Genomic DNA, 12,660 nt, shown 5'->3' with positions numbered 1-12,660 from the left:
CCGCTGGGGGAGGTGCGGGCTCAACCGGCAAAATCCGGAAGAGACGGCCCAGCCCCACCGAACTCACCCCAGGCTGAACGCCCCTTCGGGCGGAGCCGGCGAGGACACCGCGTCCGCGTCGGCCACCGGCCGGGCCCCCCGCATGAACCGGGCGAGCCCGTCCCCCGACTCCACCCGGGCGGGAAAGGCGTCCGCGGCGCACCGCCGGGCCAGCGCGGCGAGCGGCAGCGGAGCGTCCGAGGCCAGCAGCACCGCGTTGCCGAAGCGCCGCCCCCGCAGCACCCCCGGCTCGGCGATCAGCGCCAGCTCCGCGAAGGCGGCCCCGAAGTTGGCCAGCTGGGCCTTCAGGAAGCCGAACGGCGCCCCGTCGGCCAGGTTCGCCGCGTACAGCCCGCCGGGCCTGAGCACCCGCGCCGCCTGCCGCGCGTACTCCACCGAGGTCAGCTGGGCCGGCACCCGCGAGCCGCCGAACACGTCGGCGACCAGTACGTCCGCGCTGGCCCCGGGAGCGGCCTCCAGCCAGGCCCGGGCATCGGCGGTGTGCACCCTCACCCGCGCCCCGGCGGCCAGCGGCAGGTGCCGCTCCACCAGCTCCACCAGAGCGCCGTCGAACTCCACCACGCTCTGCCGGGACCCGGGCCGCACGGCCGCGGCGTAGCGCGGCAGGGTCAGCGCTCCGCCGCCGAGGTGCAGGAGGTCCAGGGCGGCCCCCGGCTCGGCCGCGCAGTCCAGTACGTGCGCGAGGCGGCGTACGTACTCGAATTCCAGGTGCTCGGGCTCGTCGAGGTCGACGTACGACTGGGGAGCCCCGTCCACGGTGAGCAGCCAGGCCCGCTCCCGGTCCACGTCCGGCATCAGCTTGGCGGTGCCCTGGCCCACTTCCCGGATCACCGGGATCTGTTCGTCGCTCACCCCACCATTGTCAGGCCGCCCAGACGGCCGCCGCGTCGGCGGCGTGCTCGGCGGCCTGCGCGAGGCCGGCGCGGGCGGCCGGGTCCCGCCGTGCGGGGTCCAGGACGTTGCGCCCGAAGGCCTTGCGGGCCTGCGGGGACGGGGTGATGAGCAGCACCCTGGCGCCTGCCGCCCGCAGCCGGGCGGCCTGGGCCGCGGGCGAGGGGACCAGCGCGGAGCCCAGCGCGATGGGCGCGAGGATCACCACCCGGGCGTACCCGGCGGCGAGGTCGGCGTTGGTCGCCGAGCGGACCCCGCCGTCGATGAAGCGGCGGCCCGCGACGGTCACCGGCGGCCACACGCCCGGTACGGCGCAGCTCGCCGAGACGGCGTCGACCAGTCCGGCCCCGCTCTCCCGGTCGAAATCGGCCGGCTCGCCGCTGACGGCGTCGACGGCGGTGACGACGAACCTGCGCTCGGGCCACTCGTGCGAGACGAGCCGGGCCTCCAGCACCTTGCGCCGCTCGGCCTCCGCGCCCGTGTCGGCGGCCAGCGCGAAGGCGCCGACGCGCCGGCGGTAGGCGGCGGCGTCGCGGGAGCGCAGCATCGCGAGGGCGTAGCGGGCGAAGACCCCCGCGCCGAGCCGGGCCGCGCGCTCCCCGTCCGGGTCGCCGAGCTGGCGCTCGTACAGCTCCTGGGCGCTGATGCCCGAGGTGAGCTGGGCGCCGACCACGGAGCCAGCGGAGGTGCCGACGACCAGGTCGGCGGTGGTGAGGTCCACGCCGGCCCGGGAGAGCCCGTACAGCATCCCGGACTCCCAGCCGACGCCGGTGAGGCCTCCGCCGCCGAGCACCAGTGCCGTGTCGCCGCCCATGCCGTCCGCCTCTTCCCGCACGCTCTTCCCGCGCGCTCTTCCCGAACGCCGGTGGTGACGGCAGTCTGGCGCAACCGGACCGCCGTCACCAGGGCGGGGTGGAGCTCAGCCGAGGACGGTGGTCACCGTCCCCGCGCCGACGGTGCGCCCGCCCTCGCGGATGGCGAAGCCGAGACCCGCCTCCAGGGGGACGTCGCGGCCCAGCTCGACGGTCATGGTGACCGTCTCCCCGGGCCGGGCCACGCCGGCCTCGCCCAGGTCCACGTCCCCGACCACGTCGGCGGTACGGACGTAGAACTGCGGCCGGTACCCGGAGGAGAAGGCGGTCGTGCGCCCGCCCTCCCGCGCGGAGAGCACGTACACCCGCGCGGTGAACCGCCGGCTCGGCCGCACGCTCCCGGGGGCGGCCACCACGTCCCCGCGGCGCACCATTTCCCGGTGCACCCCGCGCAGCAGCAGGGCGACGTTGTCCCCGGCCTCGGCGGACTCCATCGGCTTGCCGAAGGTCTCCACCCCGGTGACGACCACGTGCTCCAGCGGCCCGTCCTCGCCCCCGAGCACGCTCACCCGGTCGCCGAACCGGACGGTGCCGCGCTCGACGGCGCCCGTCACGACGGTGCCCCGGCCGGTGATGGTCAGGACGTTCTCGACCGGCATCAGGAACGGCGCGTCCGTGTACCGCACCGGCATCGGCACGTACGTGTCCACGGCGTCCAGCAGCGCCTCGATCGCCCCGGTCCATTGCGGGTCGCCCTCCAGCGCGCGAAGCCCGGAGACCCGTACGACCGGCGCGGCGTCCCCGCCGTAGCCGTGCGCGGAGAGCAGGTCGCGGACCTCGAGCTCGACCAGGTCGGTCAGCTCGGGGTCGCCCGCGTCGGCCTTGTTGAGGGCCACCACGATGTGGTCCACCCCGACCTGGCGGGCGAGCAGGACGTGCTCGGCGGTCTGGGGCATGACCCCGTCGAGCGCGGAGACGACGAGGATCGCCCCGTCGAGCTGGGCCGCGCCCGTGACCATGTTCTTGATGTAGTCGGCGTGCCCGGGCATGTCGACGTGGGCGTAGTGCCGGGTGTCGGTCTCGTACTCGACGTGCGTGAGGTTGATGGTGATGCCGCGGCGGGCCTCCTCGGGGGCCCGGTCGATGCGGTCGAACGGCACGTAGGAGGCGCCGCCGCGCTCGGCGAGGACCTTGGTGATGGCAGCGGTGAGGGTGGTCTTGCCGTGGTCGACGTGGCCCATGGTGCCGATGTTGAGGTGCGGCTTGGTGCGGGTGAAGGCCGTCTTGGCCATGATCTCTTTCCCGTGGCTCGAAGCTGGAACGGGACCCCTGGAGCGAGCCGACCCTCCCCCTGCGGGGTCCGCCGGACGATCCGGGAAGGGTCAGCTTCGTGCGCCGTCGGATGCGGCGAAGGCGAATGCCTCGAATGCCTCGAGCGCCTCGGTGGCCTCGAATGCCTCGATGGCCTTGAACGCCTCGATGGCGGGAACGGCAGCCTTCGGCGCGTCCGCGACTGCGGACGGCGCTGCGGGGAAGGCGTACCGGGACATGCCCCTGATCCTGCCGGAGGGGCCGGACCGCGTCGAACGATTTACCGCCGCGGTACGCCGGGATGAGGCGCGGATTACGGCGGGGCGTCATATGTGTCGGTTAGTCTCCCGGGATGTCCCTCCTCCTCGCGCCGTGGACCCGGCTGTCGCTGCTCGTCGTGCTGCTGGTCGCGGCCGGGGTGTGCGTGCTGCTCTACGAGCCCCAGCGGCTGCTGTCGCAGGGCTGGTCCCCGGCGCTCCCGGTGGGTACGGCGGTGCTGCTGTTCGCGGGCGCGTACGGCGTGTGCACCGCCGCGTTCGTGCCCCGTCCGCTGCTGAACCTCGCCGCGGGGGCGGTCTTCGGTACCCAGTTCGGGCTGGTGGCGGCCGTCGGAGGCACCGTGGTCGGCGCGGGGATCGCCTTCGGCCTGGGCCGGGCCATGGGGCAGGAGGCGTTGCGTCCGTATCTGCGCGGGCGCTGGCTGAAGGCGGCCGACGCGCAGCTCAGCCGGCACGGCTTCCGTTCGATGCTGGCGGTCCGGATCTTCCCCGGGGTGCCCTTCGCCGCGGCCAACTACCTCGCCGCCGTATCCCGTTGCGGATGGCTCCCCTTCCTCCTCGCGACGGCACTCGGTACGGTGCCCAACACGGCCGCGTACGTGATCGCCGGAGCCAGCGCCTCCTCCCCCGGATCGCCCGCGTTCCTCGTCTCGTTCGGTTTCATCGCCGTCTCCGGGGCGGTCGCGGCCGTGGTCGCCTGGCGCAAGCGGCACCGGCTGGCGCCCTCCGCCGAGCACGAGCAGACGCCCTTGCACCCCCCTGTGGTCACGGCGGCTCCCCACGGGCCCTAGCATCGGACCCGAACTGCCCGACGATCACAAGGACGAGCGCACCCCGACATGAGCTGGTTCGAATCCCTAATCCTCGGTCTCGTCCAGGGGCTTACGGAGTTCCTCCCGATCTCCTCCAGCGCGCACCTGCGGCTGACCGCGGCTTTCGCCGGCTGGCACGATCCGGGCGCGGCCTTCACCGCCATCACCCAGATCGGCACCGAGGCTGCCGTGCTGATCTATTTCCGCAAGGACATCGCGAGGATCATCTCCACCTGGTTCCGCTCGCTGTTCACCAAGGAGCTGCGCTCCGAACAGGACGCGAAGATGGGCTGGCTGGTCATCGTCGGCTCGATCCCGATCGGTGTCCTGGGCGTCGCCTTCAAGGACCAGATCACCGGCCCGGCCCGCGATCTGCGGCTGACCGCCACCACCCTGATCGCGATGGGCATCGTCCTCGGCTTCGCCGACTGGCTGGCCTCGCGCGACGAGGAGGGCGGCCGGCACCGGGTGGTCAAGGAGCGCAAGACGCTCGGGGAACTGGGCGTCAAGGACGGTCTGATCTTCGGTCTGTGCCAGGCGATGGCCCTGATCCCGGGTGTCTCCCGCTCCGGTGCGACGATCTCCGGCGGTCTGCTGCTGGGCTTCACCCGTGAGGCCGCGGCCCGGTACTCCTTCCTCCTGGCCATCCCGGCCGTGCTGGCCTCCGGCGCGTTCGAGATCAAGGACGTGGTCGAGAACCCCGGGCACATCTCCTGGGGACCGACGGTCTTCGCCACGGTGCTCGCCTTCTTCGTGGGCTACGCGGTCATCGCGTGGTTCATGAAGTTCATCTCCAGCAAGAGCTTCATGCCCTTCGTGATCTACCGGATCCTGCTCGGCATCGCGCTGTTCGTACTGATCGGCATGGACGTGCTCAGCCCGCACGCGGGCGAGTCGGGCTCCTAGGGGGCCTTGGCCTGAAGTGGACCGAGGGCCGCCCGGGAACGTTCCCGGGCGGCCCTCGCGTCGTTGTGCCCGGAAAGACCGAGAGGCCTGAAGGTGAACAGCAGGGGGTGTCCCATGGGTCGCGTGGTACTGGAACGCTTTCCGGCGGGGAGTCCGCGGGGAAGCTGGCCCGCCGAGGAGTACGCGGCGCAGCGGATGCGCGAGGGCGTGCCGGCGGAGGTGGTGATGGACCTCGCCAGTGACGCGTTCCTGGTCGTGATCCGGCAGCGGGAGGCGCATTCCGGCCACTGATCCGCATTGCGCGGACCAGTGCCCGCACGCCCCTTGGCCTCGCCGCCCCGCAGCCCCACACTGACCCGATGACGCAGCGTGTGGACCTGGCGACGGTGATGGACCGACTGGCCATCGACGAGGTGGTCTCGGGGTACGCGGTGGCCGTCGACGACGGGGACTGGGCCGCCTACCGCGCCCTGTTCACGCCCGCCGGGCGGGCCGACTACACCTCGGCGGGCGGGGTCGAGGGTCCGGCCGGGGAGGTCGCCGACTGGCTCGCGGACACGATGAAGCTGATCCCGGTGCGCCAGCACCTCATCGTCAACCGGCTGATCCGGCTGGAGGACCGGGGCGGCGACCCCGGGGACTCGGCGCAGGTCAGGGCGGACTTCCTGAACCCGATGCGGCTGGCGGGCACCGACGACCGCGGCACGGCCCCCAATGTCGTCGCGGCCGGGCGCTACACCTTCACCCTCGCCCGCACCCCGGACGGCTGGCGGCTCACGGGGGTCACGGTGCACGAGAAGTGGCGTCACGTGTCGGCCTGAGCCGCGCCCGGCGCGGGGCGGTCCCACACTGGAAGCGGAGGCGCGTCATGCTGCTCGCGAAGCGGACCCGGTGGTGGCGTGCGGCGGCCGCGACGGCCGCCGGGGCGCTGCCCTGCCTCGCCTTCCCCGCACCGGGGCTGTGGTGGTTCGCGTACGTCGCCCTCGTGCCCTGGATGCTGCTGCTGCGCTCCGCCCCCACCGGGCGGCGCGCCGCGCTGGAGGGCTGGCTCGGCGGGGCGGGCTTCATCGTGGCGGTGCACCACTGGCTGCTGCCTAGCCTGGGCGTGTTCCTCATCCCGCTGGCCGCGCTGCTGGGGCTGCTCTGGATCCCCTGGGCCCTGCTGGTACGGAAGTTGCTCGGCGGGGCTCCGGGCGCGGGGCGGACGGTGGCCGGGCTGGTCCTCGTACCGGCGGGGTGGCTGCTGTCGGAGCTGGCCCGGTCCTGGCAGGGGCTGGGCGGGCCGTGGGGGCTGCTGGGGGCAAGTCAGTGGGAGGTGCCGCCGGCGCTGCGGCTGGCCTCGGTGGGCGGGGTGTGGCTGGTGAGCCTGCTGGTGGTGGCGGTGAACTGCGCGCTGGTGCTGCTGGTGGCGGTGCCCCGGGCGCGGGTTCCGGCGGTGGCCTCGGTGGCGGGGTGTGCGGTGCTGACGGGGGTGGTGTGGCTGTGGCTGCCGCGCCCCGAGGTGTCGGGCGGGCTGCGCGTGGCCGTCGTACAGCCGGGTCCGGTGGCCGGGGCGGAGAGTGTGGAGCGGCGGTTCGAGACCGGGGAGCGGCTGACGCGGACCCTGGCGGGGGCCCGTCCGGAGCTGGTGGTGTGGGGGGAGAGCAGCGTCGGCGCGGACCTGGCGGCGCGGCCCGACCTGTCCCGGCGGCTGGCGGCGCTGTCCGCGGAGCTGGGCGCCCCGCTGCTGGTCAATGTGGACGCGCGGCGTTCGGACCGGCCGGGGATCTACAAGAGTTCGGTGCTGATCGGCCCCGAGGGCCCCATGGGCGACCGGTACGACAAGATGCGGCTGGTGCCCTTCGGCGAGTACGTACCGGCCCGCGCGGTGCTGGGCTGGGCCACCTCGGTCGGCAAGGCGGCGGGCGAGGACCGGATGCGCGGGGAGGCCCCGGTGGTCATGACCCTGCCCGGCGGGGTGCGGCTCGGCCCGCTGGTGTGCTTCGAGTCGGCGTTCCCCGACATGAGCCGCCACCTGGCCCGCGAGGGGGCCGGGGTGCTCGTCGCGCAGTCGGCGACCTCGACCTTCCAGGACAGCTGGGCCCCGGCCCAGCACGCCTCCCTGGCAGCCCTGCGCGCCGCCGAGACCGGCCGCCCCGTGGTGCACGCGACCCTGACCGGGGTCAGCGCGGTGTTCGGGCCGTCGGGCGGGCGGATCGGGCCCGCCCTGCCCACCTCGGCGAGCACGGCGGCCGTGTACGAGGTGCCGCTCGCCCGGGGCTCCACCACCCTTTTCGTCCGCTTCGGGAACTGGCCCGGCGGCCTCTCCCTGGCCACGCTGGGGCTGTACTGCGCGGCCAGGGGCGTACGGGCGGTCAGGCTCGGGAGGCCTGCTCCAGAGCCGTCAGGACCACCCGCTCGCACAGCTCGTGGGTGAGCAGGGCGTCCCGGGCGCCGAGCACCTTGCCGGCCGCGACGGCCTCGAGGAAGGTGTCCACGACCTGCTCGATGCCGCGCTGGCGGGCCACGGAGACCCAGTCCCCGCGCCGTCGGACGGTGGGCTGGCCCCGGTGGTCGATGACCTCGGCGAGGTTGACGACCTGGCGCTTGGAATCCTGGCCGGACACCTCCAGGACCTCCTCGGTGGAACCGGACAGCCGGTTCATGATCCCGAGGGCGGTGAAACCGTCGCCGGACATCTGGAGCACCACCTGGCTCATCAGCCCCTCGCGCACCACGGCCCGGACGTCGACGTGGTCGGCCTCGCCGGGCAGCAGGAAGCGCAGGGTGTCGACGACGTGGATGAAGTCGTCGAGGACCAGGGTGCGGGGGTCCTCGGGGAGCCCGACCCGGTTCTTCTGCATGACGATCAGGTCGCGCGGATGGTCGGCGCACTGCGTGTAGCCGGGCGCGTGGCGGCGGTTGAAGCCGACGAAGAGGCTGACCCCGCGCTCCTCGGCGAGTTCCACCAGGCGCGTCGAGTCCGCCAACTCGTAGGCCAGCGGCTTGTCCACGTAGGTCGCGACGCCCGCCTCCAGCAGCCGCCCCACGATCTCGGGGTGGGCCGCGGTCGGGGCGTGCACGAAGGCGGCGTCGAGGCCCTGCGCGAGCAGCGCGTCCAGCGTGCCGTGGCGGCGCTCCAGCGGGATGCGGTGGATCTCGCCGAGCCGCTCGAGGGTGGCCGGAGTACGGGTCTGCAGGTGCAGCTCGACCCCGGGACGGGTGGTGAGGACGGGCAGGTACGCCTTCTGGGCGATGTCGCCGAGTCCGATGACGCCGACCTTCACCGGGAGCCTCCTGGTACGTGCCGAAAAGCGGACACCCGGCAGCTTAATCCCTGGTGGGAGGTGGCGGGTTCGACCAGGATGTGGACCATGACTTCCACCGGATCGCACCGCCTCGAGCCCGCCACCACCGCCGACGAGCGGGAGATGCTCGACGGCTGGCTCGACTACCACCGCTCCACCCTCGTCTGGAAATGCGAGGGGCTCTCGGAGGAGCAGCTGCGCAGCACCCCGCTCCGGCCGTCCGGCTTGAGTCTGCTGGGCCTCGTACGGCACATGGCGGAGGTGGAGCGGTACTGGTTCCGGGAGGTCAGCCTGGGCGAGGACCTGCCCGAGCTGTTCAGCACGAGCGAAAACCTGGACGGGGACTTCCAGTTCACCGACCAGGACACCTGGGTGTCGGCCGAGCGGGTCTGGCAGACCGAGGTCGAGCTGGCGCGGCAGGCGGCCTCGGGCCGCTCCCTGGACGCGGTGTCGGACGCGGCCAGTCACCACCGCGGCGAGGTGTTCAGCCTGCGCTGGATCTACACCCACATGATCGAGGAGTACGCCCGCCACAACGGGCACGCGGACCTGCTGCGCGAGCACATCGACGGCGCGACCGGCGACTAGGACACCGCTTCCGGGCCCCGTCCGGTGTCCTCCGGACATCCCCTCCCCGTCACCCGTGCGGGGTGAATATCGGCTCAGGGTTTTCGCAACGGGGTCCTCGCACAGCAGAGTTGCGCGGGTGCACCCAACCCGAACCTCGACGAAACTGCTCCTCGGAGCCGCCTGTGCCGTCTCGGCCGTCTCCGGCTGCGTGAACGTGAGCCCCCCGCAGATGGGGCCGGCGGCGGCCCCCTCCGAGGGGCTGGCACCCCGGCACGAGCCGCGCGGGGGGCCGGGGGCCCTGCCCGTGGTCGTCCAGGCGCCCGCTCTGGAGGCGCTGAAGGCGGTCCCCCGGGAGGCCGGGCGTCCGACGGCCCCGACGACCGCGGGCCGGGGCGCGGCACGCACCGTACCCGGGCCGCGCGTGGAGGCCGGGGAGGCGGTGCAGGCCCCGCCGGAGGTCCCGGACATCCCCGGGCCCGCGGAGCCGGCCGGGCGCGCCGAGGGGGGCTCCCAGGGCGGCCCCCGCCACGCGGGGCCCGACGCCCAGCTGCCGCCCGGGCTGGCGCGGGAGCTGCCGGTCAGGCCGGCCGACGTGTGCGCGCTGGGCCGCCGGCACGGGAACTGGGACCCGCAGAGCCCGGAGGCCCGGATCTGCGCGGGCGTCGAGGGCGGCTGAGGCGGGCTGAGGGCGGGCGGGCCCGGGCGGGATCCCCTACGGCGACTGCTCCGGGAACGGCCCGGGCCCCGGGCCCGCCTCCGCGACGAGTCTGCGCTCCAGGCGGGCGATGGCGGCCCGCACCCCGTTCCCGTACCCGTCGTCGGACAGCGCGGCGGTGGCCGCCCGGGCCCGCGCGAGGTGGATCCGGGCCGCCTCGGGCCGGCGCAGTTTGACGTAGTCGGCGGCGAGGCTGAGGTGGAGCGACGGGTAGAACACCCGCACCGCCGGGTGCGGCTCCGCCCGCCCGGGAAGGGCCTTCCCCAACCGTTCCCCGAGCCCCTCGGCGGCGGTCAGGGCCCGCAGGTCCCAGGCCAGTTCGTCGGCGGGGTCGTCCTGGGCGTCGGCCAGGTAGTGCGCGAGCGTGCAGCGGTGGAGGGATTCCCCCTGCTCGCCGATCTCCGACCAGATCTCGCCGAGCCGGTTGCGGGCCTCCTCGCGGTCACCGGCGTGCAGCAGGATGACGGCCTGGCCGATCCTGGTCATGACGGCGTCCTCCGACGCCTCCTGCTGCTGCTCCGTCAACGGGGCCTCCGGCTTGCTCTGCCGGACCTGAACGGTCCGATCATCAAGAAGCTAACCGGAGGCACCGGCTCTGGCGCCGAGGCGCGGGGTGGTGTCAGCCCAGGTCCGGGATCCGCCAGTCGATCGGCTCATGGCCCTGGGCGGCCACGGCCTCGTTGATCTGCGTGAAGGGCCGGGAGCCGAAGAACTTCTTGGCCGACAGCGGCGAGGGGTGGGCGCCCTTGACGATGACGTGCCGCTCCTCGTCGATCAGCGGGATCTTCTTCTGGGCGTAGGCGCCCCAGAGCACGAAGACGACCGGGTCGGGGCGCTCGGACACGGCGCGGATCACCGCGTCGGTGAACTTCTCCCAGCCCTTGCCCTTGTGCGAGTTGGGCTCGCCCTCGCGGACGGTGAGGACGGCGTTGAGCAGCAGGACGCCCTGCTCGGCCCACGGCATCAGGTACCCGTTGTCCGGGACCGGCAGGCCGAGCTCCTCCTTCATCTCCTTGTAGATGTTGCGCAGCGAGGGCGGGGTCTTGACCCCGGGCTGCACGGAGAAGCACAGGCCGTGGCCCTGGCCGGCGCCGTGGTAGGGGTCCTGGCCGAGGACCAGGACCTTCACCTTGTCGAACGGCGTGGCCTCCAGGGCCGCGAAGACCTGCTCGCGGGGCGGGTAGACCGGCCCGTTCGCCCGCTCCTTCTCGACGAACTCGGTGAGCTCTTTGAAGTAGGGCTGGTCCAGCTCCCCGCCGACAGCGGGGAGCCAGGACTCGGGCAGCATCTGGGTCACGTCGACAACCTCCGGTACAAGTTCGTGCAACTGCTCTGAACCTACCGGGGACCACTGACAACGCCGCGACCCGGGCGCCCCGTCGGCGTCACCAGCTGGTCTTGCGGTACAGCTCCCACATCTGCATGGCGGTCTGCGGGTCCAGGGCCCGCTCGGCGCCGGCGATGTCCTCGCGCGCGCCTACGTACAGCTTGCCCTGCCACAGCGGCAGCAGCCGGACGTCCTGGGCGAAGATCTGCTGGGCCGCCTCGAACTCCCTGACGCCCGCCGCCCGGTCGCCTTCGCGGCGGGACTTGGGGAGCAGGTCGTTCATGATCTGCGGCGGCTCGTACGGGGTGCCGACCGCGTTCTCCTTGCCGACGAACGGCGCGATGAAGTTGTCGGGGTCCGGGAAGTCCGGGAACCAGCCTCGGCCGAAGACGGGGTACTGGCCGCTCTTGTAGCCGTCCTGGAAGGTCTTCCAGGGCTGGCCGCGCAGGGTGATCTTGAAGAGGTCGCTCTCGTCGAGCTGGCGCTTGATCTCGGTGAACTCGTCCGCGGTGGAGGCGCCGTAGCGGTCGGTGGTGTACCAGAAGGTCAGCTCCACCTTCTGGGTGATCCCGGCGGCGGTGAGGATCTTCTTGGCCTTGGCCACGTCGGGGTTGCCGTAGATGTCGTAGAAGGGCGTCTTGTGGCCGACGACGCCCTTGGGGACCATCGAGTAGAGCGGTTCGGCGGTGCCCTGGTAGACCTTGGAGACGATGGCGCCGCGGTCGATGACCTGGGCGATCGCCTGGCGCACCGCCGGCTTGTTGACCTGCGGGTCGTTCGGGTTGAAGACCAGGTAGCGGATCTCGGCGCCGACGTTCTCCACGACCTGCACGCCCAGGGCGTGCGAGGCGGGGGTCTGGAGGTCCTTGATCTCCGCGGCGGAGAGACCGCGGTAGGTCGCGTCGATCTCCTTGTCCTTGAGGGCCGCGACCATCTGCTTGGAGTCGGCGAAGTAGCGGATCGTCACACCGTCGTTGCGGCGGTTGGCGAAGCCGGTGTAGCTCTCGTTGCGGCCGAGGACGGCCTCGCTGCCATCCTCGTACGAGGTGAGGACGTAGGGGCCCGAGCCGGTGACCTTGCCGTCGTTGCGGATCTTGTTGGCGGGGTAGTCCTTCGGCGCGACCAGGGAGGCGGCCGGCGAGCCCAGCACGTACGGGAAGGTCGCGTCGGGGGTCTTCAGGTGGAAGACGACCGTCAGCGGGTCCGGAGCCTCGATCTTGTCCAGGGTGTTGAAGAGACCGGCCGGACCGACCTTGTGGTTGATCGTCTTGATCCGGTCGAGGGAGTGCTTGACCGCCTTGGAGTCCAGCGGCTCGCCGTTGGAGAACTTCAGGCCCTTGCGCAGGGTGCAGCGGTAGGCCGCGTTCGCCGAGTCGGTGAACTCACAGCTCTGCGCGGCGTCCGGCTGGGGCTTGGTGCTGCCCGTCGGGAAGGCCAGGAGCGTCTGGTAGACGTTGCGGTACAGCTCCCAGGAGCCGTCCCAGGCCGCGGCGGGGTCGAGGGTGCTCGGCGCGCTCGTGGTGCCGACGGTGATCCTCTTCGCGCTGTCGCCACCGTCGTCCGAGAACAGACCGCATCCGGCGAGCAGGGATATGGACGCAACGGCCGCAGCGATCTGCAGGCATCTGGTCCGGTTGAACACGTGCACGCTCCTCGATCAGCCAGGGGTGCGGCAGACCCTACCGCAGTGC

The 12,660-nt window shown here is 72.8% G+C and carries 15 protein-coding genes; 7 read left to right on the top strand and 8 right to left on the bottom strand.

The window, feature by feature from the left end; all coding sequences use genetic code 11:
* Nucleotides 1-63: 63 nt before the first annotated feature.
* The 4 genes from OOK34_RS24550 to OOK34_RS24535 form a co-directional block, all read right to left on the bottom strand.
* Nucleotides 64-855 carry a spermidine synthase gene (locus OOK34_RS24550; RefSeq protein WP_267036893.1) on the bottom strand — a complete coding sequence of 264 codons (792 nt, stop codon included), beginning with the start codon at nt 853-855 and terminating at the stop codon, nt 64-66.
* A 67-nt stretch (nt 856-922) separates the two neighbouring features.
* Nucleotides 923-1,765: a patatin-like phospholipase family protein gene (locus OOK34_RS24545; RefSeq protein ID WP_267036892.1), complete on the bottom strand. Its 843-nt coding sequence runs from the start codon at nt 1,763-1,765 to the stop codon at nt 923-925.
* 105 nt (nt 1,766-1,870) lie between these two features.
* Nucleotides 1,871-3,055, bottom strand: a complete 1,185-nt coding sequence (gene tuf, locus OOK34_RS24540; protein ID WP_267036008.1) for an elongation factor Tu — start codon at nt 3,053-3,055, stop codon at nt 1,871-1,873.
* 90 nt (nt 3,056-3,145) lie between these two features.
* Nucleotides 3,146-3,313 carry a hypothetical protein gene (locus OOK34_RS24535; RefSeq protein WP_267036007.1) on the bottom strand — a complete coding sequence of 56 codons (168 nt, stop codon included), beginning with the start codon at nt 3,311-3,313 and terminating at the stop codon, nt 3,146-3,148.
* A gap of 113 nt (nt 3,314-3,426) precedes the next feature.
* Between OOK34_RS24535 and OOK34_RS24530 the strand changes: the two genes are divergently transcribed.
* From OOK34_RS24530 to lnt, 5 genes are all read left to right on the top strand, one after another.
* Entirely contained in the window at nt 3,427-4,143 is a 717-nt protein-coding gene (locus OOK34_RS24530) for a TVP38/TMEM64 family protein (protein WP_267036006.1), read from the top strand.
* 48 nt (nt 4,144-4,191) lie between these two features.
* Complete coding sequence (locus OOK34_RS24525; RefSeq protein WP_267036005.1) at nt 4,192-5,070, top strand: undecaprenyl-diphosphate phosphatase; 879 nt, start codon at nt 4,192-4,194, stop codon at nt 5,068-5,070.
* Between the two features lie 114 nt (nt 5,071-5,184).
* Nucleotides 5,185-5,361: a hypothetical protein gene (locus OOK34_RS24520; protein WP_094191774.1), complete on the top strand. Its 177-nt coding sequence runs from the start codon at nt 5,185-5,187 to the stop codon at nt 5,359-5,361.
* Nucleotides 5,362-5,429: 68 nt separating this feature from the next.
* On the top strand, nt 5,430-5,891 hold the full coding sequence (locus OOK34_RS24515) for a nuclear transport factor 2 family protein (protein ID WP_267036004.1): 462 nt from the start codon (nt 5,430-5,432) through the stop codon (nt 5,889-5,891).
* 47 nt (nt 5,892-5,938) lie between these two features.
* Entirely contained in the window at nt 5,939-7,486 is a 1,548-nt protein-coding gene (lnt, locus tag OOK34_RS24510) for an apolipoprotein N-acyltransferase (protein WP_267036003.1), read from the top strand.
* On the opposite strand, the gene OOK34_RS24505 is transcribed toward lnt, so the two are convergent.
* Entirely contained in the window at nt 7,425-8,336 is a 912-nt protein-coding gene (locus OOK34_RS24505; protein WP_267036002.1) for a Gfo/Idh/MocA family protein, read from the bottom strand. The two genes, lnt and OOK34_RS24505, sit on opposite strands and share 62 nt — an antisense overlap.
* A gap of 87 nt (nt 8,337-8,423) precedes the next feature.
* Here OOK34_RS24505 and OOK34_RS24500 point away from each other — a divergent pair, with 87 nt between their 5' ends.
* Nucleotides 8,424-8,945, top strand: a complete 522-nt coding sequence (locus OOK34_RS24500) for a DinB family protein (protein ID WP_267036001.1) — start codon at nt 8,424-8,426, stop codon at nt 8,943-8,945.
* A 118-nt stretch (nt 8,946-9,063) separates the two neighbouring features.
* Nucleotides 9,064-9,603, top strand: coding sequence for a hypothetical protein (locus OOK34_RS24495; RefSeq protein ID WP_267036000.1), 540 nt, complete (start codon nt 9,064-9,066; stop codon nt 9,601-9,603).
* Nucleotides 9,604-9,639: 36 nt separating this feature from the next.
* Here the strand turns inward: OOK34_RS24495 and OOK34_RS24490 are convergent, their stop codons facing one another.
* The 3 genes from OOK34_RS24490 to OOK34_RS24480 all read right to left on the bottom strand — a co-directional run bounded on the left by OOK34_RS24490 (nt 9,640) and on the right by OOK34_RS24480 (nt 12,617).
* Nucleotides 9,640-10,128, bottom strand: a complete 489-nt coding sequence (locus OOK34_RS24490; protein WP_267036891.1) for a hypothetical protein — start codon at nt 10,126-10,128, stop codon at nt 9,640-9,642.
* A gap of 133 nt (nt 10,129-10,261) precedes the next feature.
* A complete protein-coding gene (locus OOK34_RS24485) occupies nt 10,262-10,930 on the bottom strand; it encodes a uracil-DNA glycosylase (RefSeq protein ID WP_267036890.1) in 669 nt (222 codons plus the stop codon).
* Between the two features lie 97 nt (nt 10,931-11,027).
* Nucleotides 11,028-12,617, bottom strand: coding sequence for an ABC transporter substrate-binding protein (locus tag OOK34_RS24480; RefSeq protein WP_267035999.1), 1,590 nt, complete (start codon nt 12,615-12,617; stop codon nt 11,028-11,030).
* Between the last annotated feature and the right edge of the window lie 43 nt (nt 12,618-12,660).

The organism is Streptomyces sp. NBC_00091 (assembly GCF_026343185.1).
Classification (GTDB): Bacteria; Actinomycetota; Actinomycetes; order Streptomycetales; family Streptomycetaceae; genus Streptomyces.
This window is presented reverse-complemented; position numbering and strand designations above follow the sequence as displayed.

What these genes read in the sequence shown, in the direction of transcription:
- OOK34_RS24550 (WP_267036893.1), bottom strand. Translation starts at nt 855, where the DNA reads ATGCCGGACGTGGACCGGGAGCGGGCCTGGCTGCTCACCGTGGACGGG.
- OOK34_RS24545 (WP_267036892.1), bottom strand. Translation starts at nt 1,765, where the DNA reads ATGGGCGGCGACACGGCACTGGTGCTCGGCGGCGGAGGCCTCACCGGC.
- tuf (WP_267036008.1), bottom strand. Translation starts at nt 3,055, where the DNA reads ATGGCCAAGACGGCCTTCACCCGCACCAAGCCGCACCTCAACATCGGC.
- OOK34_RS24535 (WP_267036007.1), bottom strand. Translation starts at nt 3,313, where the DNA reads ATGTCCCGGTACGCCTTCCCCGCAGCGCCGTCCGCAGTCGCGGACGCG.
- OOK34_RS24530 (WP_267036006.1), top strand. Translation starts at nt 3,427, where the DNA reads ATGTCCCTCCTCCTCGCGCCGTGGACCCGGCTGTCGCTGCTCGTCGTG.
- OOK34_RS24525 (WP_267036005.1), top strand. Translation starts at nt 4,192, where the DNA reads ATGAGCTGGTTCGAATCCCTAATCCTCGGTCTCGTCCAGGGGCTTACG.
- OOK34_RS24520 (WP_094191774.1), top strand. Translation starts at nt 5,185, where the DNA reads ATGGGTCGCGTGGTACTGGAACGCTTTCCGGCGGGGAGTCCGCGGGGA.
- OOK34_RS24515 (WP_267036004.1), top strand. Translation starts at nt 5,430, where the DNA reads ATGACGCAGCGTGTGGACCTGGCGACGGTGATGGACCGACTGGCCATC.
- lnt (WP_267036003.1), top strand. Translation starts at nt 5,939, where the DNA reads ATGCTGCTCGCGAAGCGGACCCGGTGGTGGCGTGCGGCGGCCGCGACG.
- OOK34_RS24500 (WP_267036001.1), top strand. Translation starts at nt 8,424, where the DNA reads ATGACTTCCACCGGATCGCACCGCCTCGAGCCCGCCACCACCGCCGAC.
- OOK34_RS24490 (WP_267036891.1), bottom strand. Translation starts at nt 10,128, where the DNA reads ATGACCAGGATCGGCCAGGCCGTCATCCTGCTGCACGCCGGTGACCGC.
- OOK34_RS24485 (WP_267036890.1), bottom strand. Translation starts at nt 10,930, where the DNA reads ATGCTGCCCGAGTCCTGGCTCCCCGCTGTCGGCGGGGAGCTGGACCAG.